We start from the raw sequence: 22,091 nt of genomic DNA, 5'->3' as shown, positions 1-22,091 counted from the left end.
TAGCCCTTACCCGGTGTAAGGGCTTTTCTTTTTAGGGCAACTTTTACAGAAAAAAATAATAAAAAAAGCCTGAATATCAATTATCCAGGCTTTTACTAATTTTATAATACCAATCTATGCTTCTACAGCATACATTTTATCTCTTTGCTCTTTAATGCTCTTATCGCTCATATATTCATCAAAGCTTAAGTAACGATCTATTACTCCACCAGGGGTTAGCTCGATCACACGATTCGCTACGGTTTGAGCAAACTCATGATCATGAGTAGTAAAGAGAACAGTTCCTTTAAAGTTCTTCAATGAGTTGTTAAAAGCTGTAATAGATTCCAGGTCAAGGTGGTTAGTAGGCTCATCCAGCATAAGAACATTTGCTCTTATCATCATCATTCTACTTAACATACAGCGAACCTTTTCACCTCCTGAAAGTACACGACAGGTCTTTAGCGCTTCCTCTCCACTGAAAAGCATTTTACCAAGGAATCCTCTAATATAAACTTCCTCTCTCTCCTCTTCTGAAGTGGCCCATTGACGTAACCAGTCAACCAAAGTAAGATCGTTGTCAAAATAATCTGAGTTATCTGCAGGCAGGTAAGATTGAGAAGTTGTTACACCCCATTGATATTTACCATTTACAGGCTCCTGTTTCCCATTAATGATCTCGTAAAAAGCAGTTGTCGCTCTGGAATCTTTAGAGAAAACTACAACCTTATCACCTTTTGCAAGATTAATATCTACGTTTCTAAAAAGAGTTTCACCTTCAATACTTGCTTCCAGTTTTTCCACATTCAGGATCTGGTCACCGGCTTCTCGATCTCTTTCAAAAATAATTGCAGGATATCTTCTGCTGGAAGGTTTTATCTCATTGATATTTAACTTATCGATCATCTTCTTTCTGGAAGTCGCCTGTTTACTTTTTGCAACGTTAGCACTAAAACGCTGAATGAATTCCTGAAGTTCCTTTTTCTTCTCTTCAGCTTTCTTATTTTGCTGAGCTCTTTGTCTTGCTGCTAATTGTGAAGACTCATACCAGAACGTGTAGTTACCACTAAAATGGTTGATCTTACCAAAATCTATATCTGAAATATGCGTACAAACCGCATCAAGGAAGTGACGGTCGTGAGAAACCACAATCACCGTATTATCATAATTAGCAAGGAAATTCTCAAGCCAGCTTATGGTTTCATAATCCAGATCGTTAGTAGGCTCATCCATGATCAAAACATCCGGATTTCCAAAAAGTGCCTGTGCTAAAAGCACACGTACCTTTTGTTTACCATCAAGATCTTTCATCAAGGTATAATGAAATTCTGTTTTAATACCAAGATTTGATAGCATGGAAGCAGCATTACTCTCGGCATTCCATCCATCCATTTCTTCGAACTGAACCTGCAGCTCCCCTATTCTATCCGCATTTTCATCAGAATAATCGGCATAAAGGGCATCCATTTCTGTCTTTACCTCGAATAAAGGCTTATTACCTCTCATCACGGTTTCAAGTACAGGATAATCATCGTAAAGGTTGTGATTTTGTTCTAAAACCGACATTCTTTTTCCTGGTTCCAGATGCACATGCCCGGAAGTAGGCTCAGACTTCCCTGATAAAATCTTAAGGAATGTAGATTTACCGGCACCGTTGGCACCTATGATCCCGTAACAGTTTCCCTGGGTAAATGTGGTATTTACCTCATCAAACAAAACACGTTTTCCAAACTGTACAGAAAGGTTTGATACTGAAAGCATAAACAGATTAAATTAATTTTTTGCAAAAGTAGTTATTATCAACATCACTAAGAAAGATTAACGTTTTAAATATTCGTTTTAACGCACACTTAACATAGGCCGGAAATAGCAGCCTATATATTTGTTAAAAAATGAGGTTAACCGAAAAGGCCTCAGGACCTAATACCCCTCATGAAGAATATTATTTTCATCATTGCTGCCATGGCGTTTCTTATCACAGGATGCGATGATAATTCCGGTGATTCAGAATCGGTATATATTGGTGGGCAGATTAACAATCCAGAGACAGATTTCGTAATTATTTCCAAAGAAAATAAAAATCTGGATACGCTTTATCTTGATGAAAACAACCAATTTGGGCAAGATTTTCCGAGTCTGGATAGTGGCATCTACACTTTCACCCATCCACCCGAAAGTCAGATCATGTATGCTGAACCCGGCGACAGTCTTGTGATCTGGTTAAACACCCTTGCTTTTGACGAGTCCCTGAATTTCAGTGGAAAAGGTTCTGAAAAAAGTAACTTTTTATTGGATATGTTTCTGAAGAACAGGAAAAACAACGACCTTATTATCACCTATTACAAGATTGAGCCTGCCGAATTTGCAAGAATAACCGATTCTATAAAATCTAATAGGCTGGACCGGCTCGAAAAACTTAAGGAGAATAATGAATTTTCAGAAGATTTTCTAAAGATCGCCAGAGCCAGTATAGATTACGAATTTTATGACCTGAGAGAGCGATATACATTTTTGATAAAAAAATATTATAACAATTTCTCCGAAAAGATTCCGGATAATTTTAATGATTACAGGAAGGAAATAGATTTTAATGATGCCGAACTGCAGGATTATTATATCTACACCAATCTTATCGATGACTACCTCCGATCAAAATCTATAGAATATTGTGCAGAGAATCACGAGGATCATAAAAGATGCTTCAATTTAAATTCATATAAAAATATTGAAAGGAGGATCTTATTAATTGATTCGATTTCAGATATTGAGCAGCTCAAAAATGAATTTCTGGATCGCCTGGCCACGCAGGCAATTACTATGGCAGAGCGGGAAAGCCGGCTAGATTCAGTTTTAAACCTTCTTGAATCTATAAATTATTCAAATCTTAATGAAGCAAGGCAACTTGCAGAAATTCAAAAGAATTATTTTAACGGAAAATCTTTAAATGAATTTACGGCATTAGACACTAAAGGCAATCTTTTGAAATATAAAAATATTATTGATAGCCCAACTATTACTTTCGGCTGGTCTATATATTCGCCAGCCCATCATCGTTGGCAACATGATATTATATCTAATCTGAAAGAAAAATATCCAGAGATTAAATTCCTGGGTGTAAATATCGATTTAGGAGAACGCGAAGAATGGCTAAGGACACTGGAAACCTTTGGCTACAGTAAAGAAAATGAATTTCAGATTGCGCACAGGTCCACCTCGAGAGAAACCTATAAAAAATATTTGAACAAGGTTTTCTTTGTAAACGCTGATGGCACTATTGTAAAAGGAGATGTCAATTTTGGAAGTCCAGAATTCGAAGGAGAAGTGCTTGAATTTTTAAACAAATAAAAAGAAGGCCGCCTTTTCCAGACGACCTTTTATATCTCAATTATTTTAATCGGAAACCTACTGATTTCCCTTTTTATAATCAGCAAGGAACTTCTCAAGGCCAATATCGGTTAAAGGATGTTTTAACAAACCTTCAATAGACGAAAGCGGCCCGGTCATCACATCTGCACCAATCTTAGCACATTCCAGTACGTGCATGGTATGTCTTACCGAAGCGGCAAGTATTTCTGTTTCGAATCCGTAATTATCATAAATCAAACGTATCTCAGCAATAAGATTCAATCCATCTGTTGAAATATCATCAAGTCGCCCTATAAATGGTGACACATAAGTTGCACCGGCTTTAGCCGCTAAAAGAGCTTGTCCAGCTGAAAATACTAAAGTACAGTTCGTTTTTATTCCTTTGTCACTGAAATATTTTAAAGCCTTTACTCCTTCTTTGATCATAGGAACTTTTACGATAATCTGGTCATGCAGTTCAGCAAGTTCCTCACCTTCTCTTACTATCCCTTCAAAATCTGTAGCGATCACCTCAGCACTTACGTCACCTTCAACAAGATCACAGATCTTCTTATAATGCTTAAAAATATTATCCTTTCCGGTAATTCCTTCTTTCGCCATCAAAGACGGGTTTGTAGTTACTCCGTCTAATACTCCCAGATCCTGAGCTTCTTTAATTTGATCAAGATTAGCAGTATCAATAAAAAATTTCATAGTTGTGTGTTATTTGAATATTAATGAAATATGGTTCTCTAATTACTAAAATTACAATTTATAATGCTTCATGAGCATCTTTTCATATAGTTTATCTGGCAGTAAACCTTTTAACTTTACAGAAAATTTCTGTAGCCTCTCGCCTACTTTGTAATGCACCTTCGGTTCAGGATTTTCGATAATCTTGAAAATTTCCCTGGCCATCAATTCAGGATCCTGCCCTGCATCAACATGTTTGTTCATCAATTCCAGAGTACGGCCATACACTTCCTCATAAGGAGATCCCTTGGTAACCGGGGCGTGGTATCTCCCGGAAGCAATATTGGTCGCAAAATCTCCCGGAGCAACATTGGTCATTTTAATACCGAATTGCTTTAACTCCATACGATATGCCTCGGCCGTGATTTCCAAAGCACCTTTGGTTGCAGAATATATTCCACGATAAGGCAATCCCATATAACCTGCAATAGAGGTCACATTTATAATTAGACCGCCTTTTTGTTCTCGCATGATGGGAACCACATGTTTTATCATGTTCAGCGGACCAAAATAATTGGTCTCGAAAGCTTTCTTTATTTCGATTTCCGGAGTTTCTTCAATTGGGCCCGTAATCCCAACTCCGGCATTATTAATAAGGATATCTAATCTTTGTTCTTTTTTTGAAATCTTCTCTACAGCCTCTTTTATAGAGTCTTCATTAGTGACATCTAATTGCACAAAATTGAAATCTGGGGAAGAATTATTCTCTTTCCTGCTTGTTCCGTATACCTTAAAATTACGTTTGCTTAGATAGGTCGCGACTGACTTTCCGATCCCGGATGAAGCGCCGGTGATGAGCACCACTTTTTTTGAAGATTCCCCATTTTTCATATCGCACAAATATGCAATAAATTTAGGACTTAATAGAAACAAAAAATGGCAAGCGACCCACATCACACCGCTACGACCGCTTACCCTTGCTGCGTTCCCGCCCTGGGGGATTCAGCAGGAGCTGGTTGTGTGGGACTTGCCGGTGCAAATATACAATCTTTGTATATTTTGGCAAGCTTTTTTTAAAGTGAATTGGTTAATTTAGCCTTGCAAATAAGCCAATTTTACAATGAATAAATTTAACTTACTGTTTCTCTTCATTTTAAACTTTTTATTTTTTTCATGCGGAAGCAATAACGGGAATAAAAAATCTGATTTCAGCCTTAAAATTGCCGAAAATCAATCGGAATTTAACCTGAGTGAGAACCTGAAAGCAACGATCCTGAACAAAAAGAACAGAAGTATCGATTCTGTTTCTTTCTTTTTAGGAAATCAATATTTAAATAGTTCGAAAAATGGTGAATTCAGCCTGGAACTTCAAAACGCCTTACTGGGAAATCAAAGTTTAAAAGCGATCGTTTATTCTGAAGAGGGTACAGACACTCTTTCAGAAAATATAAAGATCCTGAACACTGAAGCTCCGACTTTATACACCTACGAAATTGTTAATTCATATCCACACGATATTACATCATACACCCAGGGACTGGAATTTCATGGCGACACTTTATATGAAAGTATTGGCCAGTACGGCAGTTCAAAATTGAGAAAGGTAGACCTTGAATCTGGTGAAGTATTAAAGGAAATCCGCCTGGACGACCAATATTTCGCCGAAGGCATTACTATTCTTGGAGACAAGCTTTATCAGCTAACCTGGCAGGAAGGTCAGGGCTTTATTTACGACCTGGATTCTTTTGAAAAAACCGGCACTTTTGGATACAACCAGAGTAAAGAAGGCTGGGGACTTTGCAACAACGGGGAAAAGATCTTTAAAAGCGACGGAAGCGAGAAGATCTGGATTCTGGATCCGGAAACACTGGTCGAAAAAAGCTATCTACAACCATCTACCAACAAGTCTACTTTTGAGAAATTCAATGAACTGGAATGGGTAAACGGATTGATTTATGCCAATACCTACCAAAGAGATGGTGTCGCTATTATAAACCCAAAAAATGGTGCGATAGAAGGACTGGTGAATTTCAAGAACCTAAGAAACAAGGTTACTCAACACGACAAGCTGGATGTGCTCAATGGCATTGCCTACAATCCTACAACGGACAAACTATATGTTACCGGAAAGAACTGGGACAAGATCTTTGAAGTAAAAATCGTAGAAAAATAATGGATAACAATCCTGAGATCTATGAGAAAAAACTGGTAGTTGAGGAGAAACACCTCGATAAGCAAAGGCATGTTAATAACGTTCAGTATCTTCAATGGGTTCAGGATGTGGCAGAAGAGCACTGGGAAGCGAGAGCTTCAGAAGAGCAAAAATCAAATGTTATCTGGGTTGTGGTAAGACACGAAATAGATTACAAAAAAGAGGCCTTTCTTGGAGCTAATATTTCACTTCAAACTTATGTAGGTGAAACCACACATGTAACTTCGGTAAGACACGTTATCATTAAAGATTCTGAAACCGAGAAACTTCTGGCAGAGGCTAGAACCACCTGGTGTTTACTCAATAAAAAAACCAAAAGACCGGTAAAGATATCTGAAGAACTTAAACGTGTTTTTCAGAAATAACCGAGAAATCTGGTTATCAGAATTTTGTATTTCTTTAAAGCTTTCTGCTAAACTTTGTTTAATCTTTTTATTTAAAGATTAAACATTTCTATATTGAGTAAAAATTCAATTATGGAAATTTTAAAGATTATTCTACAGCTTGTAGTTGGACTGGGAATTTTAAACGTCTGGCTTCTTAGATTTAACAAAGATACCTCCTACCGTGGTGGGGATGCCGGGAGTATGAAAGAAGAATTCAAGGCTTACGGACTACCAGAAACCTTGATCTATATAGTTGGTTTTATTAAAGTAAGTCTTGCCATCATGCTAATTGCAGGTATCTGGATAAAATCGCTTGTTTTTCCTGCCGCCTTGGGAATGGCCATAATGATGCTAGGTGCCATCATTATGCACCTTAAAATCAAAGATACTTTTAAACAAACTTTACCTGCATTGAGCCTTCTCGTTATTTGCGGATTGATCATCTGGTTGTAAAATAAAAAAGCCATTCTGTGGAATGGCTTTTTTATTCAATTTTATAGAAATTACATTTGAAAAAGTGGAAGACCATGCATCATCGCATTCACATCTTTTTTCACTGTTTCAATTTCTGAATCGTTATCTATATTATTAATTACACGATCAATAAGTTCAACGATCTTGTGCATCTCCTCCTCTTTTAAACCTCTGGTAGTCACTGCAGGAGTACCAATTCGAATTCCGGAAGTAACAAAAGGTGATTTATCATCAAAAGGAACCATGTTCTTGTTTACCGTAATATCAGCTCTACTCAAAGCTTCTTCAGCATCCTTTCCACTTACATTCTTATTTCTTAGATCAATTAACATGCAATGGTTATCGGTTCCACCAGAGATCACTTCATATTTTTTATCTACGAATGCCTGAGCCAGAACCTTGGCATTTTTCTTAACCTGAACCATGTAGTGTAGAAATTCATCTGTAAGAGCTTCACCAAAAGCGATTGCTTTAGCAGCGATAATATGCTCTAGAGGTCCACCTTGATTTCCTGGGAAGATTCCGGAGTTCAACATGGCCGACATTTTCTTTAGATTTCCGTTCTTCAGTTTTTCACCAAATGGATTGTCAAAATCTTTACCCATCAAGATGATTCCACCTCTTGGACCACGAAGGGTTTTATGCGTAGTAGAAGTTACAATATGACAATGCGGAACAGGATCACTTATCAATCCTTTAGCGATCAATCCGGCAGGATGAGCAATATCAGCAAGTAGAATAGCTCCTACACTATCAGCGATCTCTCTAAATCTTTTATAATCGATCTCTCTGGAATAAGCAGAAGCACCAGCGATGATCATTTTTGGCTTTTCCTTTTCAGCAATTTCAGCAACTGCATCATAATCTATAAGACCGGTTTCCTTATTTACACCATAAAATACAGGATTATACAATTTTCCTGAAAAGTTTACGGGAGAACCATGGGTAAGGTGACCGCCATGAGAAAGATCGAAACCTAGAAATTTATCCCCCGGCTTCATGCAGGTATGAAATACTGCTGTATTGGCCTGCGAACCAGAATGCGGCTGCACATTGGCATATTCAGCATTGAATAATTCCTTTAGACGGTCTATAGCGAGTTGTTCCACCTGGTCTACCACTTCACAGCCTCCATAATATCGCTTTCCAGGATAGCCTTCAGCATATTTATTTGTTAGGACAGAACCGGCAGCTTCAAGCACGGCTTCACTCACAAAATTTTCACTCGCAATAAGCTCCAAACCATTTAATTGGCGCTCTTTTTCTTTCGCTATTAAATCAAATACTTGGGTGTCTCTTTGCATTACAATCTTTTACGTTAAATATTCGGTAAAAGTAACAAATACATTCGGTTAATTACAGGAAAATAATATATTTGAATCAACTAGATTTTAACAAAAAACCAACACTTTTTATGTCAATTACCGCTAACGATCCAAATAGAAAAACCTGGTTGGATATCCCCGGCGACACCGATTTCCCTATACAAAATATTCCATTTGGAGTATTCCTTACTCGTGATGATGTGATCACTATTGGTACCAGAATTGGGGATTACGCGATCGACCTTGGAGCATTGCACCAATTAGGCTATTTTGAAGGGATCCCACTAACTGACGATATATTTTTACAGGATACTTTAAACGATTTTATCTCAGACGGAAAGAAGACCTGGAGACTGGTTAGAAATCGTATTGCAGATATTTTCGATGCCAATAATTCAAAATTAAAGGATAATCAGAAACATAGAAACACAGTACTTTTCACTCTAGACGAGATCGAAATGCAAATGCCGGTTCAGGTTGGAGATTACACCGATTTCTATTCTTCTAAAGAACATGCTACCAACATTGGAACCATGTTCCGTGATCCAGATAACGCATTACTGCCTAACTGGTTGCATATCCCGGTTGGATACCACGGAAGAAGTTCTTCAATAATTCCTTCGGGAATTCCGGTTCACCGCCCTCAGGGACAAACTAAACCAGCAGATTCTGATGCTCCCGTTTTTGGGCCATCTCAAAGAGTAGATTTCGAATTGGAAATGGCTTTTATCACTACAGATGCGAATCATCTTGGAGAGCCTATACCGGTTGACGAAGCCGAAGATTACATCTTCGGAATGGTTCTTTTCAATGACTGGAGTGCGAGAGATATCCAGAAATGGGAATATGTACCATTAGGGCCATTCCTTGCTAAGAACTTCGCATCTTCAATTTCTCCTTGGATCGTCACCATGGATGCACTGGAACCATTTAGAACTGCCAGCCCAAAACCTGAAAAAGAATTACTTCCCTATTTGAAGTATTCGGGCGAAAAAAGCTTCGATATTAATCTGGAAGTATTCCTACAGCCTGAAGGAGGCGAAGAACAGTCACTCTCAAAATCGAATTTTAAATATCTTTACTGGAACATGAGTCAGCAACTGGCTCACCATACCGTTAATGGTTGCCCTGTTAATTCAGGAGATATGATGGCTTCGGGAACTATTTCAGGTTCTTCTGAAGATTCTTTCGGGTCTATGCTGGAACTTACCTGGAGTGGTAGCAAGCCTATTAAATTGAATGACGGTTCAGAAAGAAAATTTATTGAAGATAATGACACCGTTATCATGAAAGGATTCTGCCAGAATGGAAATTCTCGAATTGGGTTTGGTGAAGTGAGATCAAAATTACTTCCGGTATACCAACCGAAGAAAAAATAAGTTCACAGGAACTATAAAAAAAGCCTCGCATTTTGCGGGGCTTTTTTATTTAGAAGCTGAAACAAGTTCAGCTTGACGTATTTCAATTGCTTTCTTGTCATCCTGAACTTGTTTCAGGATATTTCTGTTTCAATTCTATACTAATTCTTTCAATTTATCTGCAGAAATTCCCTGGTGAGAAGAGTGATGAACCACTTCCCTGTTCTTAAGAACAATTAGCTGCGGACTTTCATGTCTTACCTTAAAACGCTCTGCGATCTCATTAGAAATATCTCTGTGACTAATTAGATCAAGAAAATATAATTTTATGGGTGTGCTTTCATCCAGATCATAATCTGATTCGAACATTCTTAACACCATCCTGCTAATCCCACAACGAGTGGAATGTTTTAAGATCGCCACGGTCTTCTCTTCCGAAGCTTTTTCGATTTCATCTATTTGTTCCATCGAATTTAAATCTATCCAAGGCGTACTACTTTTATTTTCAGAAGTTTCCTTCTTTTCAGAATTGAAAATTTTATCAAATAATCCCATAACATTCTTTTCCGCGAAAATAAAACTAAGTAAATTTAATAGGCCAAAAATATCCACGAATTTTTAATACTATTCAACCAAACTGTCGTTTTGTCGTTTATTTTTTAATAATACACGTCATTTTGACATTTATTTTGAATGGTATATGTATTGCCATATGAATTTCAAAAAACAATACAGATGAACTTTAATAATTTTACCATAAAATCACAAGAGGCTATCCAGCAAGCCCAGCAGCTTGCTCAGGAAATGGGCCATCAGCAGATAGAGAACGAACATATTTTCAAAGCCATTACCATGGTAGACGAAAATGTAACTCCATTCCTGTTGAAAAAGCTGAATATCAACGTAAATCTGTTTACACAGATTCTCGATAAAAGTTTGGAAAGCTTTCCGAAAGTCAGCGGAGGAGATATCATGCTATCCAGGGAGGCCAGTAAAACTGTAAATGAAGCTTCTTCCATCGCCAAGAAAATGGATGATGAATATGTTTCAATTGAACATCTAATTCTGGCAATTTTTAAATCTTCCAGCAAAGTTGCCCAGATCTTGAAAGATCAGGGAGCCACTGAGAAAGGATTGAAAGCAGCGATTGATGAATTACGTCAGGGAGACCGGGTAACTTCACAGAGTGCAGAAGACACTTATAATTCGCTCGATAAATATGCCCGTAATCTAAATCAGCTTGCGGAGGAAGGCAAACTGGATCCGGTGATTGGTCGGGACGAAGAGATAAGAAGAATACTTCAGATCTTATCTCGTAGAACAAAGAACAACCCAATGCTGGTTGGTGAACCGGGAACGGGTAAAACAGCGATCGCAGAAGGTCTTGCTCATAGAATAGTAGATGGGGACGTACCCGAAAACCTTAAGGATAAAAGAATTTATTCTCTGGATATGGGTGCCTTGATCGCCGGTGCAAAATATAAAGGTGAGTTCGAGGAAAGATTAAAATCGGTTATCAAGGAGGTAACTTCCAGTGACGGAAATATTGTTCTATTTATCGATGAGATTCACACGCTGGTTGGAGCCGGTGGTGGCCAGGGAGCAATGGACGCGGCGAACATCCTTAAACCCGCCTTAGCTCGTGGAGAGTTGAGAGCAATTGGAGCAACTACTCTGGATGAGTATCAGAAATACTTTGAAAAAGATAAGGCTCTGGAACGTCGTTTTCAGAAAGTTACGGTTGAGGAGCCAGATACTGAAAGTGCCATTTCCATTCTTCGTGGAATCAAGGAAAAGTATGAAACTCACCATAAGGTAAGGATCAAGGATGAAGCTATCATCGCTGCTGTTGAATTATCTCAAAGATACATTACCAACAGGTTTCTTCCAGATAAGGCAATAGACCTGATGGATGAGGCTGCTTCAAAATTAAGAATGGAGATTAACTCCAAACCGGAAGAACTTGATGTTCTGGACCGTAAGATCATGCAGCTAGAGATCGAAATTGAGGCAATTAAAAGGGAAAAAGACGAGGCAAAATTAAAAGCCCTTCGAGCTGATCTGGCGAACCTGAAAGAAGAACGCAACGATCTTCATGCCCGCTGGATGAGCGAAAAAGAGATCGTAGATAACATCCAGACCGCAAAATCTGAAATTGAAGAATACAAACTTGAAGCTGAAAAAGCAGAGCGCGAAGGTGATTATGGAAAGGTTGCCGAGATAAGGTATGGTAAGATCAAGGAAGCTCAGGAAAGACTTGAAAACTTACAGGAAAAGGTAGCTGAAAATCAAAATGAGAAATCATTGATCCAGGAAGAAGTAACTAATGAAGATATAGCCGAAGTTGTTGCTAAATGGACCGGAATTCCTGTGACCAAAATGTTGCAGAGTGATCGTGAAAAATTGCTGAAACTTGAAGAGGAATTACACAAACGTGTTGTTGGCCAGGATGAAGCGATAATAGCGGTTAGTGATGCTGTTCGAAGAAGTCGCGCAGGATTACAGGACCAGAAAAGACCAATTGGTTCATTCCTGTTCCTTGGTACCACCGGGGTTGGTAAGACGGAATTAGCAAAAGCTCTTGCGGAATATCTATTCGATGATGAATCTGCAATGACCAGAATCGATATGAGTGAATATCAGGAAAGACATTCGGTAAGCAGACTGGTAGGTGCACCTCCGGGATATGTTGGATATGATGAAGGAGGCCAGTTAACCGAAGCTGTAAGAAGAAAACCTTACTCTGTAGTGCTTCTTGATGAGATCGAAAAAGCACATCCTGATACTTTTAATATACTTCTTCAGGTTCTGGACGAAGGTAGACTTACAGATAATAAAGGCCGACTGGCAGATTTCAAGAATACGATCATTATCATGACCTCGAATATGGGAAGCCATATTATCCAGGAAAAATTTGAAAATATCAAAGATCTTGATTCGGCTATGGAAGCCGCCAAATCGGAAGTTCTTGGTTTATTAAAACAGAGCGTGAGACCTGAATTCATTAACAGGATAGATGATATCGTAATGTTCAGTCCGCTTACTCAAAAGGATATCAAAGAGATCGTAGGTCTGCAATTGAAAGGCGTTAAGAAAATGCTTTCTAAACAAAATATTGTGCTGGATGCTACTGAAGAAGCCATAGATTACCTGGCAGCAAAAGGATTTGACCCACAATTTGGAGCCAGGCCGGTAAAAAGGGTTGTGCAGAGAGAAGTTCTAAACAAACTATCTAAAGAGATCCTTGCCGGTAAAATTCATACAGATAGTATTATTTTACTGGATGAGTTCAATGAAGAGCTTGTTTTTAGAAACCAGGAGCAACTTGCTCAAAACGATTAAAATAAATAATTGAAATAAAAAAGGCGGTAGATTAATCTACCGCCTTTTATTGATTTAGATCGAATGCTACCAGCGATCGATTTCTTTCTTCAATTCTTCTTTAGACTTACCAGTCTTCTCTTGCATGCGACCTAGCATCTCATCAAACTTCCCTTCAGAATAGGTTACATCATCATCGGTGAGTTTTCCATATTTCTGCTTGAACTCTCCGCGAATCTGTTTCCATTTTCCTTCAATCTGATCTTCATTCATAACATTTTGATTTAAGTTGTTAATTCATTAAAAGTACCTTTATACCACGGTTAGACCTCCCAAAAAACTCCCATTTTTGTCTTAAACATTTGTTATTTTTGAATCCAAAAAAATTCACATGAGAAATTTATTTATTCTGTGTTGTTTAGCTTTTCTCTTTAGTAGCTGCGCAGTAACTCGTAAAATTGAAAATGAGGATATTTCACTGAAGTTCTTGGATGAATATGTGCTGCCTCCGAATACAGAATTAGACAACACCGTGGTTGGTGGCTTATCGGGTATAGATTATAAAAATGGCAAATATTTCCTAATATGTGACGATGCAGCAAATCCCAGAATTTACCGTGCCTCGATCGAAATCAAGAGGGATAAGATTGAGAAAATTCAGGTAAAGCAATTAATCACTGTTAAAAAGAACAAATTACACTCTGATGAATTTTTAGACCTGGAAGCCTTAAGTTTTGACGAAGACAAGGAAGAGTTCTTTGTAGTTAGTGAAGGTAAAATCGATGACGGTAAAGATCCGGGCATTTTCAAGCTTTCCAACCTCGGGCATATCGAAGAATCCTACTCCATTCCAGTATATTTTAAAGCTGGAAACGAACAGCAGCCAAGAAACAACGGGGTTTTTGAAGGAATTTCCGAAAGTTATGATGAAACAGGATATTGGGTTGCTACTGAATTACCCCTTGAAAAAGATGCCTCTAAACCTAAAATATTTCCATCCAGGTCTCATATAAGGATCACAAAATTCGATAAAAAAAGTGGTGAGGCCGTAAGTCAGTTTTCATACCAGCTGGATGGGATCGCTAAACTTCCCATCAATTACTTTGCTGTAAATGGAGTTACCGAGATACTGGAATATGCCGAAAATAAATTCCTGGTTCTGGAAAGGTCTTATTCAGCCGGATACGGATCCCGCGGAAATACGGTAAAGATCTTCCAGGTAGATTCAAATCAGGCTAGCAATACTTTGGGAATAGATAGATTAAAAGGCGAAGAATATGAAGTTGCTGAAAAAAAACTAATCTATAACTTTAAATCTGTGAGGGATCAGTTATCCGATCGCATCATCGATAATATCGAGGGAATGTGCCTGGGGCCTAAACTGGAAAATGGTAAAAATTCCCTGTTGCTGGTTTCAGATAATAACTTTAACAGCTTCGCCAAACAGATCAATCAATTCATACTCATGGAAATTGATTTTAAGAATTTATAAATTGTAACAAACCTGTTTCCTGAACGTCAAACCTTTCGAAATCTAAATAACAAATCATGGCAGGCATCATCACTATCTTCTTTTCCTTAATTTTAGGAGTCAACAATCCTTCGGAAGAATTAAACATGGAAATCCAGCAAGAACTGGTATCGACTTATTACTTGATTCGCCACGCGGAAAAGGATCGTAGTGATAGATCCAACAGAAATCCAGACCTAACTAAAAAAGGGATGGAAAGGGCGCAGAATTGGGCAGAAGTTTTAAAGAATATCGATTTTGATGCCGTTTACAGTACGGACTACAATCGAACCATGCAAACCGCAAAACCTACTGCAGACGCAAATAAACTGGAGATCATTAAATATGATGCGAACAATCTTTTTGACGAAAACTTCGAAAAAACTACCGCTGGAAAAACCGTTCTAGTAGTCGGTCATAGCAATACGACTCCCCAGTTCGCCAATGCGATCCTGGCAGAAAAGAAGTATGAAGATATCGATGATTCAGAAAACGGAGCGCTTTTTATAGTTCAGGTTTTCGCCGACGGATCTACCCAAAGCCAGGTTCTTTATATCAATTAAGACCTGTCTTTCTTCGGGGTCAATTCTACATTTACACTTTTTGTTTCTATCAAAGACAACAAGTCCAACTCCCGCTTTTCATAAAGACTATCCAGGGATTTTAATGGAATATAGATGTCTTCATATTTGTAATTTTCGTAATCTACAAATCTTATCCCTTCAATGATACGGTGATTAAAAGCCTTTCTGAATCTAACTCCACCGTCGTTTTCTTCAAAATTATAGGCGAGATAATCCACCTCGAAATTCTGCGTATCGATCCAGTACATGTATTCATCTTCATGATCGGTTCCTCCTCCATTTTCAGAAAAAGTCACCTTAACTTCATAATATTCCCTACCGGCTATACTGTCTTTTCCAATAAGTTGCTTGTTCACTGCAGAATCATTCAATCCAAACGGCAACTGAGCGAAATAATGGACTGAATTCACTGAATTACCATACACCACTTTCATTGAATCTGACACCTTAACCAAACTATCATTCATCAGGCGCTTAAAACCTTCGTTATTCAGAATATCATGAACCTCATTACCCAGTGAATCTTGCAGTTTCCTTTCAAGCTGGTACTCTCCACCGTTCCTGATACTTTTATACTTGATATTCCTAAAAACAAAATCAATTTCGGCATTTTCATACCTTTCACCTCCGGCATTCTTGATGGCTTTATCTACGATCTGGCTTACCGAAAGTTCCTCATTATTGTTAGCGCAAGAAGTAAGAAGACCTAATAAAAGCAGCAAATGAATGTATTTCATAACGGGTAATTTGAAAGCTGCAAAAATAAAAATTTTTGTTCAGGAAGCAGTCGCCGGGAAATTTAAATTGGCTTTAGCATGAATTTAGCTTAAAGCTTGTATTTTTGTTGCAATATGAAGAATTCTATCAACATTAAAAACCGAAAGGCTAAGTTCAATTATGAGTTTCTGGATAAGTATACCGCAGGTATAAAACTTGCCGGAACCGAGATAAAAGCCATTAGAGAGGGCAAGGCCAATATTGCTGAAAGTTTTTGTGAATTCAATAATCATGAACTTTTTGTGATAAATATGCATGTTGAGGAATATTCCCATGCCACGCATTTTAATCATAATCCAAAAAGTGAAAGGAAATTGTTATTACAACGAAGGGAATTAAGAAAACTTGAAAAAGAAGTGACCAATTCTGGATTAACGATCATTCCTCTTCGATTATTTATCAATGACCGTGGTTTGGCAAAATTGCAGATCGCCCTCGCCAAGGGTAAAAAATTATATGACAAGAGAGAAACGATCAAAGACAGGGAAAATAAACGTCGTTTAGACCGAATTCAGAAAGAATACAAATAATTTCTGAATTTCTTCGTTCTTCTTTCAACCGAAAATCTTTCAAATGCTGAAAAAGCTATTGGGGTTATTGTTCATGTTTACAATTCCCCAGATGTATGCACAAATTACCGGGACGGTTAAGGACGAAAATGGCCAGCCACTACCCTATGTAAATATTTATACGGAATCTGGTTCAAAAGGCACTACCACTAATGAAGATGGTGTTTACGAGCTTAAAATCGATAATCCCGGAAACTACAGTCTGGTTTATCAATTCCTGGGGTATAAAACCATTAAAAGGAATGTGGAAGCAAACAGCTTCCCGATCAAGATCGATGTGATGTTAAATGCTGAAAGTACCAGCCTGGACGAAGTAACCGTACAAAGCGGAGAAGACCCGGCAATCAGGATCATTAGAAATGCGATTGATCAAAGAAAGATTAATTCAGCGAAACTGGAATCTTTCACCGCCGATTTTTATTCCAGAGGTTTATGGCGTATTAAGAACGCTCCAGAGAAAATTTTAGGTCAGGACGTTGGTGACCTTGGAGGAGGTCTGGATTCCACCAGAAGCGGAATTGTTTACCTCAGCGAAACCATTTCGAAAATCGCCTTTCAAAAACCTGACGATTTCAATGAAAAGATCATCGCTTCAAAAGTAAGTGGTGATGATAATGGTTTCAGCCTGAATTCTGCCCAGGAGGCATATTTTTCATTTTATGAAAACACGCTGGAAATAAACAGCGAAATGGTTTCTCCAATTGCCGAATATGGCTTCAATTACTATCGGTATAAGCTCGAGGGAACTTTCTTCGACGACCGAGGAAATCTGATCAATAAAATCAGGGTGATACCTAAAAGGAAGAACGACCGAATTTTTACCGGTTTTATTTATATTGTTGAAGACCTGTGGCAGATTTACGGAGTTGAATTAACCGCTACCGGACAGGCTATCCAGGTACCACCAATTGAAGAACTTGTCTTCAGGCAGAATTATAAGTATTCTAAAGAGAATGGTCTTTATATTCAAATATCGCAGAGCGTGGATTTCAGCTTTAAGATCTTTGGTTTTGGAGGCGACGGGAGATTTACTGCCGTTTACAGCGATTATAATTTCAAGCCAGATTTTGACGATGAAAGTTTCGGCAGGGAGATCCTGAGTTTTCAGGAACTTGCCAATAAAAAAGATTCGGTATACTGGGAAGAAAAAAGACCGGTACCTCTAACTACAGAAGAAATCGAAGATTATGTAAAAAAGGATAGCATCCAGGTAATTAGAGACAGTAAAAAGTACAAGGATTCTGTTGATGCAGTGAATAATAAGTTCAGTTTTACCGATATATTTTTTGGATATAGTTATGCAAATTCCTGGGAGAACAAATATTTCAGTATTGGTGCTCCTATCACTGGTGTTGCCTTTAATACGGTACAGGGCTGGAATACGAATATTGACATTGGTTATACTCAGAGACAGGGTGAAGACCAGGAGAATTACTGGAAGATCTCTTCCAATCTCAGCTATGGCCTCAGCGAAGATAGGTTCAGAATCAACGGGAGATTTGAAAAAAAATTCAATAATTACTCAAAACCTTATCTAAGAATTGAGGGCGGTGTTTCTACGGAACAAATCAACCATAGAGAGCCTATTTCCCGATTATTGAACAATGCAACAACGATCTTCTTTGAAAGAAACTATTTAAAGCTGTATGAGAAAAGTTTTATAGGAGCCGCTTATGCCCAGGAGATAACTAATGGAGTCCGTCTATTCAATGAAATAAGCTGGGAGAACCGGCAGGCTCTAGTGAATAATACAGATCATGTTTTCATTAATTGGGATGAAAGAAACTACACTTCCAATAACCCACTTGAACCTGATAATTTGGGGAGTAAGCCCTTCGAGGAACATTCATTGTTTAAATTGAATTTTATCGCTGATATTTCCTTTGGCCAGAAATATATGACCTATCCAAATGGAAAATATAATATTGAAGATCCAAAATATCCAAATTTGAAGCTAGGTTGGGAAAAAGGTTTTGGCGGTAGCGAACGGAAATACAATTACGATCAGTTTAAAGCGGAAGTTAGTCAGACCCTTAAATTTGGAAATAAAGGAGAACTAAAATACCTCATCAACGGAGGAATATTTTCCAACGCCGATGATATTAGCCTTGTAGATTACCGGCATTTTGACGGAAACCAGACCAGGATAGGTTTTGGGAGTTATGTAGGCAAGTTCAATCTAATGCCCTATTATGAATTCAGCACCAATAAGAATTATGCTGAATTTCATGCTGAGCACGATTTCCAGGGCTGGGCTCTGGGGAAATTACCGCTTATTAATAAGCTTAATTTTAACCTGATCCTGGGAGCACATCGCTTAACCACGGCAGACAGGAATCCTTATTCAGAATATTCTGTGGGGATAGATAACCTCGGCTTCGGAAAATACAGGTTCCTAAGACTGGATTACGTTGTTTCAGATTTTGGAGGAAGAAGAGATGGTGCCTTTATTTTCGGGCTGAAGTTTTAATTTCAAATCTTATGTCATTTCGAAGAAGTGCAATAACTGAGAAATCTACAAAATTAGAGATCTCTAATGTTGGTCGAGATTACTTTAGACCCTGAAACAAGTCCAGGGTGATGGGAAGTAAAAGAAACCATCATCATGCTGAACTGATTTCAGCATCTTATTTTAAGAATTCTAAATCTAATTCAGAGGTATTATAAAAAAACAAAAAAAGCTGAAATTTTAAAATTTCAGCTTTCATCTATAATGGAACGAATTAGAATCTATTCCTCTTCGCTACTTCCTTCTTCAACTTTTTCATCTTCTTTAGAAAAATCTGAAAAGCCATTCTTGATCAAAATGTTGTACCACTGGAAGATCTTTTTCATATCGCTGGCATACACCCTGTCTTCGTCATAATCTGGTAGTACTTCAGAAAAATAGTTCTCAAGTTCTTTCTTTGAAGATTTGTGACTAATAGTTTCCTCGCCATTCTCTTTTTCCTTGATCTTTTGAAAAACTTCTCCAAGAGGAATCTCCTCGGTATATGTATAAATTGCGATCTCACTCAAAATACTCACATTATGACGCATATTCACAGCGATCTTCTTTCCATCAAGTAAAGATTTTGCAACAAAGCCACCCCTGGTTTGAGCCGTAAGCTCGAATAAACCTGGTTTTCCCGAAATAGCAAGAATTTTATCTAATCCCATAGTAGTTTTTAAATTTAGGTTGGCAAATATCAATTGCCAGAATTAATTATCAAAGCCTTTAACGGGCTTTTTTAGCCAAAGGAAAACGCATTCTATATTCTACATTGATCTTACCCTTGGAAATACTGGCAAGCTTCCCTTTTATCAATCTCTTTTTGAGACTGGAAAGCTTATCGGTAAAAAGAATCCCCTCGATATGATCATACTCATGCTGAATTACTCTTGCCGCGAGACCTGAGTATTTTTCGGTATGCTTTTCCCAGTTTTCATCATAATACTCAATTGTGATATCTGGCTTTCTAAAAACATCCTCACGAACCTCGGGAATACTTAAACATCCTTCGCTAAAAGCCCATTCTTCTCCTTCTTCCTCGATAATCTGCGGATTGATAAAAACTTTTCTAAGGTCTTTTAACTGCTCTTTTTCATCTTCAGGAAGTTCCTCATCCTCGGCAAATGGAGCCGGATCTATCATGAACATTCTAATAGGCAATCCAATTTGCGGAGCAGCAAGTCCAACACCATAAGCATTGTACATGGTATCCCACATATTGTCGATCAATTCCTCAAGTTTTGGATAATCCTTATCTATTTCTTTTGCTTTCTTTTTTAAAACAGGATCTCCGTATGCTACAATTGGTAAAATCATTTCTTTTAATTGAATATTTTATAATTGATATTTTATAATCTATTTCGCCTGGTTGATGTTTTTAATCGCAGTAATTCTAGATGCAATAAATATGCTAGTGAGTTCTCTAGCTTCACCTAATAATATATTAGTTGTTTCATCGCTTCGCAGATTCTCATCTTTAAGAAATTCTATCCAAAAGATACATTCATCAGCTTCCTCAATCACAATCCCCAACTTGGAAACAAATGCTTTCTTAGACTGTCCAAGGCACGCTGCCCTGTAATTGGCCGCAACCGAAGTCGATGATCTAATTAACTGACCTTGAATATGATCTCCAAGTTTATTTTTAGGAAGACCTAATGCCAGTTTAACACATTCATGTGCAAATTTCTTAGAGCGAACTATTAAATCATTTTTCATGAATTATTATTCAATATCCATTATAAAATAATTATTCATACAGCCAGGTCTGCAAAATGATGGTCGCACTAATTTCATCTACTAAAGCTTTATCGCGCCTCTTTTTCTTTTTCAGCCCTCCATCTATCATGCTCTGCATAGCCATTTTACTGGTAAATCGCTCATCTACCCTTTCCAGTGGCATTCCCGGAAAACGTTTGGAGAATTCCTTTAAAAATTCCTGAATATGAACTTCACTTTGTGAAGGCGAATCATCCATCTGCTTTGGTTCTCCAACCAAAACGCGTTCCACCTTTTCATTATTGAAATAGTCTTCAAGAAATTTTATAAGATCTGGCGTTTGAACGGTAGTAAGACCAGAAGCGATCATCTTAAGCTCATCGGTAACCGCTATTCCTGTTCTTTTTGTTCCGTAATCCAGGGCTAAAATTCTGGCCATTTCAAAATTTTAGGCAAAGGTAAGGTTTATATTCGTTTGTCCATAAATATTGCCTTATAGCTGTTATATTTGAAAAAAATTAGAAAATGAATCAGCTAAAAACGAAAATCGAGGCCGCCTGGGGAAACAGGGACCTGCTTCAAGATACAGATACAACAGATACAATCAAAAAAGTAATTGACCTTTTAGACAAGGGTGAACTAAGGGTCGCAGAACCTACTGCTGATGGCTGGCAGGTGAACGAATGGGTTAAAAAAGCAGTTGTGCTTTACTTCCCTATTCAGAAGATGGAGACTCTGGAAGCCGGCATATTTGAGTACCACGATAAAATGCCTCTTAAAAGGGGTTATAAGGAAAAAGGAATTCGAGTTGTACCTAATGCTGTAGCTCGACATGGTGCCTATATTTCTTCGGGCGTTATCATGATGCCGAGTTATGTAAATATTGGTGCATATGTAGACGAGGGCACGATGGTAGATACCTGGGCAACCGTTGGAAGTTGTGCGCAAATTGGGAAAAATGTACATCTAAGTGGCGGAGTTGGAATTGGAGGTGTTTTGGAACCTTTGCAGGCTGCACCAGTGATCGTTGAAGACAATGCTTTTCTTGGATCCAGAAGTATTGTGGTTGAAGGAATTCGAATTGAAAAAGAAGCTGTTCTAGGTGCGAATGTAGTACTTACAGGTTCAACAAAGATCATAGATGTGACCGGGGATGAACCAAAAGAATTTAAAGGATACGTTCCGGCACGGTCGGTAGTGATCCCTGGCAGTTACACCAAAAAGTTTCCTGCTGGAGAATTCCAGGTTCCATGCGCCTTGATCATAGGAAAAAGGAAAGAGAGCACTAATAAGAAGACTTCCCTTAACGATGCCCTGCGTGAATATAACGTAGCTGTTTAGAAATAAG

Annotated in this window: 22 protein-coding genes and 1 other RNA gene; 11 read left to right on the top strand and 12 right to left on the bottom strand. The window is 38.1% G+C overall.

Annotation, left to right across the window (positions count from 1 at the left end; genetic code table 11):
* Positions 1-114: 114 nt before the first annotated feature.
* On the bottom strand, positions 115-1,740 hold the full coding sequence (locus tag ML462_RS10385; RefSeq protein ID WP_240713749.1) for an ABC-F family ATP-binding cassette domain-containing protein: 1,626 nt from the start codon (positions 1,738-1,740) through the stop codon (positions 115-117).
* Positions 1,741-1,911: 171 nt separating this feature from the next.
* On the opposite strand from ML462_RS10385, the gene ML462_RS10380 reads away from it, so the two are divergent.
* Positions 1,912-3,324, top strand: coding sequence for a hypothetical protein (locus tag ML462_RS10380; protein WP_240713748.1), 1,413 nt, complete (start codon positions 1,912-1,914; stop codon positions 3,322-3,324).
* A gap of 57 nt (positions 3,325-3,381) precedes the next feature.
* Here the strand turns inward: ML462_RS10380 and fsa are convergent, their stop codons facing one another.
* The 3 genes from fsa to ffs all read right to left on the bottom strand — a co-directional run bounded on the left by fsa (position 3,382) and on the right by ffs (position 5,050).
* Positions 3,382-4,038: a fructose-6-phosphate aldolase gene (fsa, locus tag ML462_RS10375; RefSeq protein ID WP_240713747.1), complete on the bottom strand. Its 657-nt coding sequence runs from the start codon at positions 4,036-4,038 to the stop codon at positions 3,382-3,384.
* Positions 4,039-4,089: 51 nt separating this feature from the next.
* Entirely contained in the window at positions 4,090-4,908 is an 819-nt protein-coding gene (locus ML462_RS10370) for an SDR family oxidoreductase (RefSeq protein WP_240713746.1), read from the bottom strand.
* A 43-nt stretch (positions 4,909-4,951) separates the two neighbouring features.
* Positions 4,952-5,050: signal recognition particle sRNA small type (gene ffs / locus ML462_RS10365), an RNA gene on the bottom strand.
* 87 nt (positions 5,051-5,137) lie between these two features.
* Between ffs and ML462_RS10360 the strand changes: the two genes are divergently transcribed.
* The 3 genes from ML462_RS10360 to ML462_RS10350 all read left to right on the top strand — a co-directional run bounded on the left by ML462_RS10360 (position 5,138) and on the right by ML462_RS10350 (position 7,068).
* Positions 5,138-6,190, top strand: a complete 1,053-nt coding sequence (locus ML462_RS10360) for a glutaminyl-peptide cyclotransferase (RefSeq protein ID WP_240713745.1) — start codon at positions 5,138-5,140, stop codon at positions 6,188-6,190.
* On the top strand, positions 6,190-6,594 hold the full coding sequence (locus ML462_RS10355) for an acyl-CoA thioesterase (protein WP_240713744.1): 405 nt from the start codon (positions 6,190-6,192) through the stop codon (positions 6,592-6,594). The genes ML462_RS10360 and ML462_RS10355 overlap by 1 nt, the downstream gene beginning before the upstream one ends.
* A 111-nt stretch (positions 6,595-6,705) precedes the next feature.
* Positions 6,706-7,068: a DoxX family protein gene (locus ML462_RS10350; RefSeq protein WP_240713743.1), complete on the top strand. Its 363-nt coding sequence runs from the start codon at positions 6,706-6,708 to the stop codon at positions 7,066-7,068.
* A 50-nt stretch (positions 7,069-7,118) separates the two neighbouring features.
* On the opposite strand, the gene glyA is transcribed toward ML462_RS10350, so the two are convergent.
* Positions 7,119-8,393, bottom strand: coding sequence for a serine hydroxymethyltransferase (glyA, locus tag ML462_RS10345; RefSeq protein WP_240713742.1), 1,275 nt, complete (start codon positions 8,391-8,393; stop codon positions 7,119-7,121).
* Between the two features lie 110 nt (positions 8,394-8,503).
* Here glyA and fahA point away from each other — a divergent pair, with 110 nt between their 5' ends.
* Complete coding sequence (gene fahA / locus ML462_RS10340) at positions 8,504-9,793, top strand: fumarylacetoacetase (RefSeq protein ID WP_240713741.1); 1,290 nt, start codon at positions 8,504-8,506, stop codon at positions 9,791-9,793.
* Positions 9,794-9,928: 135 nt separating this feature from the next.
* Here the strand turns inward: fahA and ytxJ are convergent, their stop codons facing one another.
* Complete coding sequence (gene ytxJ, locus ML462_RS10335) at positions 9,929-10,327, bottom strand: bacillithiol system redox-active protein YtxJ (RefSeq protein WP_240713740.1); 399 nt, start codon at positions 10,325-10,327, stop codon at positions 9,929-9,931.
* A gap of 180 nt (positions 10,328-10,507) precedes the next feature.
* Between ytxJ and clpB the strand changes: the two genes are divergently transcribed.
* Positions 10,508-13,114, top strand: coding sequence for an ATP-dependent chaperone ClpB (gene clpB, locus ML462_RS10330; protein ID WP_240713739.1), 2,607 nt, complete (start codon positions 10,508-10,510; stop codon positions 13,112-13,114).
* Between the two features lie 66 nt (positions 13,115-13,180).
* Here clpB and ML462_RS10325 read toward each other — a convergent pair whose 3' ends face one another.
* Complete coding sequence (locus ML462_RS10325) at positions 13,181-13,366, bottom strand: CsbD family protein (RefSeq protein WP_240713738.1); 186 nt, start codon at positions 13,364-13,366, stop codon at positions 13,181-13,183.
* A 118-nt stretch (positions 13,367-13,484) separates the two neighbouring features.
* On the opposite strand from ML462_RS10325, the gene ML462_RS10320 reads away from it, so the two are divergent.
* Together ML462_RS10320 and ML462_RS10315 are read left to right on the top strand one after the other, a co-directional pair.
* Entirely contained in the window at positions 13,485-14,585 is a 1,101-nt protein-coding gene (locus tag ML462_RS10320; RefSeq protein ID WP_240713737.1) for an esterase-like activity of phytase family protein, read from the top strand.
* A 56-nt stretch (positions 14,586-14,641) separates the two neighbouring features.
* Positions 14,642-15,166: a SixA phosphatase family protein gene (locus tag ML462_RS10315; protein WP_240713736.1), complete on the top strand. Its 525-nt coding sequence runs from the start codon at positions 14,642-14,644 to the stop codon at positions 15,164-15,166.
* Here the strand turns inward: ML462_RS10315 and ML462_RS10310 are convergent.
* A complete protein-coding gene (locus ML462_RS10310; RefSeq protein WP_240713735.1) occupies positions 15,163-15,924 on the bottom strand; it encodes a DUF6503 family protein in 762 nt (253 codons plus the stop codon). The genes ML462_RS10315 and ML462_RS10310 overlap by 4 nt on opposite strands.
* Positions 15,925-16,038: 114 nt before the next feature.
* On the opposite strand from ML462_RS10310, the gene smpB reads away from it, so the two are divergent.
* Both smpB and ML462_RS10300 read left to right on the top strand, forming a co-directional pair.
* Positions 16,039-16,494, top strand: coding sequence for an SsrA-binding protein SmpB (gene smpB / locus ML462_RS10305; RefSeq protein ID WP_240713734.1), 456 nt, complete (start codon positions 16,039-16,041; stop codon positions 16,492-16,494).
* A 43-nt stretch (positions 16,495-16,537) separates the two neighbouring features.
* Positions 16,538-19,003, top strand: a complete 2,466-nt coding sequence (locus tag ML462_RS10300) for a DUF5686 and carboxypeptidase regulatory-like domain-containing protein (RefSeq protein WP_240713733.1) — start codon at positions 16,538-16,540, stop codon at positions 19,001-19,003.
* A 260-nt stretch (positions 19,004-19,263) separates the two neighbouring features.
* On the opposite strand, the gene ML462_RS10295 is transcribed toward ML462_RS10300, so the two are convergent.
* From ML462_RS10295 to ruvX, 4 genes are read right to left on the bottom strand one after another with little or no spacing between them, the layout of a single operon-like run.
* Positions 19,264-19,692, bottom strand: a complete 429-nt coding sequence (locus ML462_RS10295) for a DUF5606 family protein (RefSeq protein WP_240713732.1) — start codon at positions 19,690-19,692, stop codon at positions 19,264-19,266.
* A 58-nt stretch (positions 19,693-19,750) separates the two neighbouring features.
* Positions 19,751-20,341: a peptide deformylase gene (gene def / locus ML462_RS10290; protein WP_240713731.1), complete on the bottom strand. Its 591-nt coding sequence runs from the start codon at positions 20,339-20,341 to the stop codon at positions 19,751-19,753.
* A 39-nt stretch (positions 20,342-20,380) separates the two neighbouring features.
* Positions 20,381-20,743 carry a four helix bundle protein gene (locus ML462_RS10285; protein WP_240713730.1) on the bottom strand — a complete coding sequence of 121 codons (363 nt, stop codon included), beginning with the start codon at positions 20,741-20,743 and terminating at the stop codon, positions 20,381-20,383.
* 31 nt (positions 20,744-20,774) lie between these two features.
* Positions 20,775-21,182 (bottom strand): Holliday junction resolvase RuvX, encoded by a 408-nt coding sequence (ruvX, locus tag ML462_RS10280; protein WP_240713729.1) that lies wholly within the window; start codon positions 21,180-21,182, stop codon positions 20,775-20,777.
* Between the two features lie 86 nt (positions 21,183-21,268).
* Here ruvX and ML462_RS10275 point away from each other — a divergent pair, with 86 nt between their 5' ends.
* Positions 21,269-22,084, top strand: coding sequence for a 2,3,4,5-tetrahydropyridine-2,6-dicarboxylate N-succinyltransferase (locus ML462_RS10275; protein ID WP_240713728.1), 816 nt, complete (start codon positions 21,269-21,271; stop codon positions 22,082-22,084).
* The last annotated feature ends 7 nt before the right edge of the window (positions 22,085-22,091 follow it).

Origin of the sequence: Christiangramia lutea, assembly GCF_022489035.1 — a bacterium.
Lineage (GTDB): Bacteria > Bacteroidota > Bacteroidia > Flavobacteriales > Flavobacteriaceae > Christiangramia > Christiangramia lutea.
The sequence above is the reverse complement of the archived record's forward strand: the minus strand, read 5'-3'. Positions and strand labels throughout refer to the sequence as shown.

Bases quoted from the DNA above. Each gene is read 5' to 3' on its own strand.
- ML462_RS10385 (WP_240713749.1), bottom strand. From the start codon at position 1,740: ATGCTTTCAGTATCAAACCTTTCTGTACAGTTTGGAAAACGTGTTTTG.
- ML462_RS10380 (WP_240713748.1), top strand. From the start codon at position 1,912: ATGAAGAATATTATTTTCATCATTGCTGCCATGGCGTTTCTTATCACA.
- fsa (WP_240713747.1), bottom strand. From the start codon at position 4,038: ATGAAATTTTTTATTGATACTGCTAATCTTGATCAAATTAAAGAAGCT.
- ML462_RS10370 (WP_240713746.1), bottom strand. From the start codon at position 4,908: ATGAAAAATGGGGAATCTTCAAAAAAAGTGGTGCTCATCACCGGCGCT.
- ML462_RS10360 (WP_240713745.1), top strand. From the start codon at position 5,138: ATGAATAAATTTAACTTACTGTTTCTCTTCATTTTAAACTTTTTATTT.
- ML462_RS10355 (WP_240713744.1), top strand. From the start codon at position 6,190: ATGGATAACAATCCTGAGATCTATGAGAAAAAACTGGTAGTTGAGGAG.
- ML462_RS10350 (WP_240713743.1), top strand. From the start codon at position 6,706: ATGGAAATTTTAAAGATTATTCTACAGCTTGTAGTTGGACTGGGAATT.
- glyA (WP_240713742.1), bottom strand. From the start codon at position 8,393: ATGCAAAGAGACACCCAAGTATTTGATTTAATAGCGAAAGAAAAAGAG.
- fahA (WP_240713741.1), top strand. From the start codon at position 8,504: ATGTCAATTACCGCTAACGATCCAAATAGAAAAACCTGGTTGGATATC.
- ytxJ (WP_240713740.1), bottom strand. From the start codon at position 10,327: ATGGGATTATTTGATAAAATTTTCAATTCTGAAAAGAAGGAAACTTCT.
- clpB (WP_240713739.1), top strand. From the start codon at position 10,508: ATGAACTTTAATAATTTTACCATAAAATCACAAGAGGCTATCCAGCAA.
- ML462_RS10325 (WP_240713738.1), bottom strand. From the start codon at position 13,366: ATGAATGAAGATCAGATTGAAGGAAAATGGAAACAGATTCGCGGAGAG.
- ML462_RS10320 (WP_240713737.1), top strand. From the start codon at position 13,485: ATGAGAAATTTATTTATTCTGTGTTGTTTAGCTTTTCTCTTTAGTAGC.
- ML462_RS10315 (WP_240713736.1), top strand. From the start codon at position 14,642: ATGGCAGGCATCATCACTATCTTCTTTTCCTTAATTTTAGGAGTCAAC.
- ML462_RS10310 (WP_240713735.1), bottom strand. From the start codon at position 15,924: ATGAAATACATTCATTTGCTGCTTTTATTAGGTCTTCTTACTTCTTGC.
- smpB (WP_240713734.1), top strand. From the start codon at position 16,039: ATGAAGAATTCTATCAACATTAAAAACCGAAAGGCTAAGTTCAATTAT.
- ML462_RS10300 (WP_240713733.1), top strand. From the start codon at position 16,538: ATGCTGAAAAAGCTATTGGGGTTATTGTTCATGTTTACAATTCCCCAG.
- ML462_RS10295 (WP_240713732.1), bottom strand. From the start codon at position 19,692: ATGGGATTAGATAAAATTCTTGCTATTTCGGGAAAACCAGGTTTATTC.
- def (WP_240713731.1), bottom strand. From the start codon at position 20,341: ATGATTTTACCAATTGTAGCATACGGAGATCCTGTTTTAAAAAAGAAA.
- ML462_RS10285 (WP_240713730.1), bottom strand. From the start codon at position 20,743: ATGAAAAATGATTTAATAGTTCGCTCTAAGAAATTTGCACATGAATGT.
- ruvX (WP_240713729.1), bottom strand. From the start codon at position 21,182: ATGGCCAGAATTTTAGCCCTGGATTACGGAACAAAAAGAACAGGAATA.
- ML462_RS10275 (WP_240713728.1), top strand. From the start codon at position 21,269: ATGAATCAGCTAAAAACGAAAATCGAGGCCGCCTGGGGAAACAGGGAC.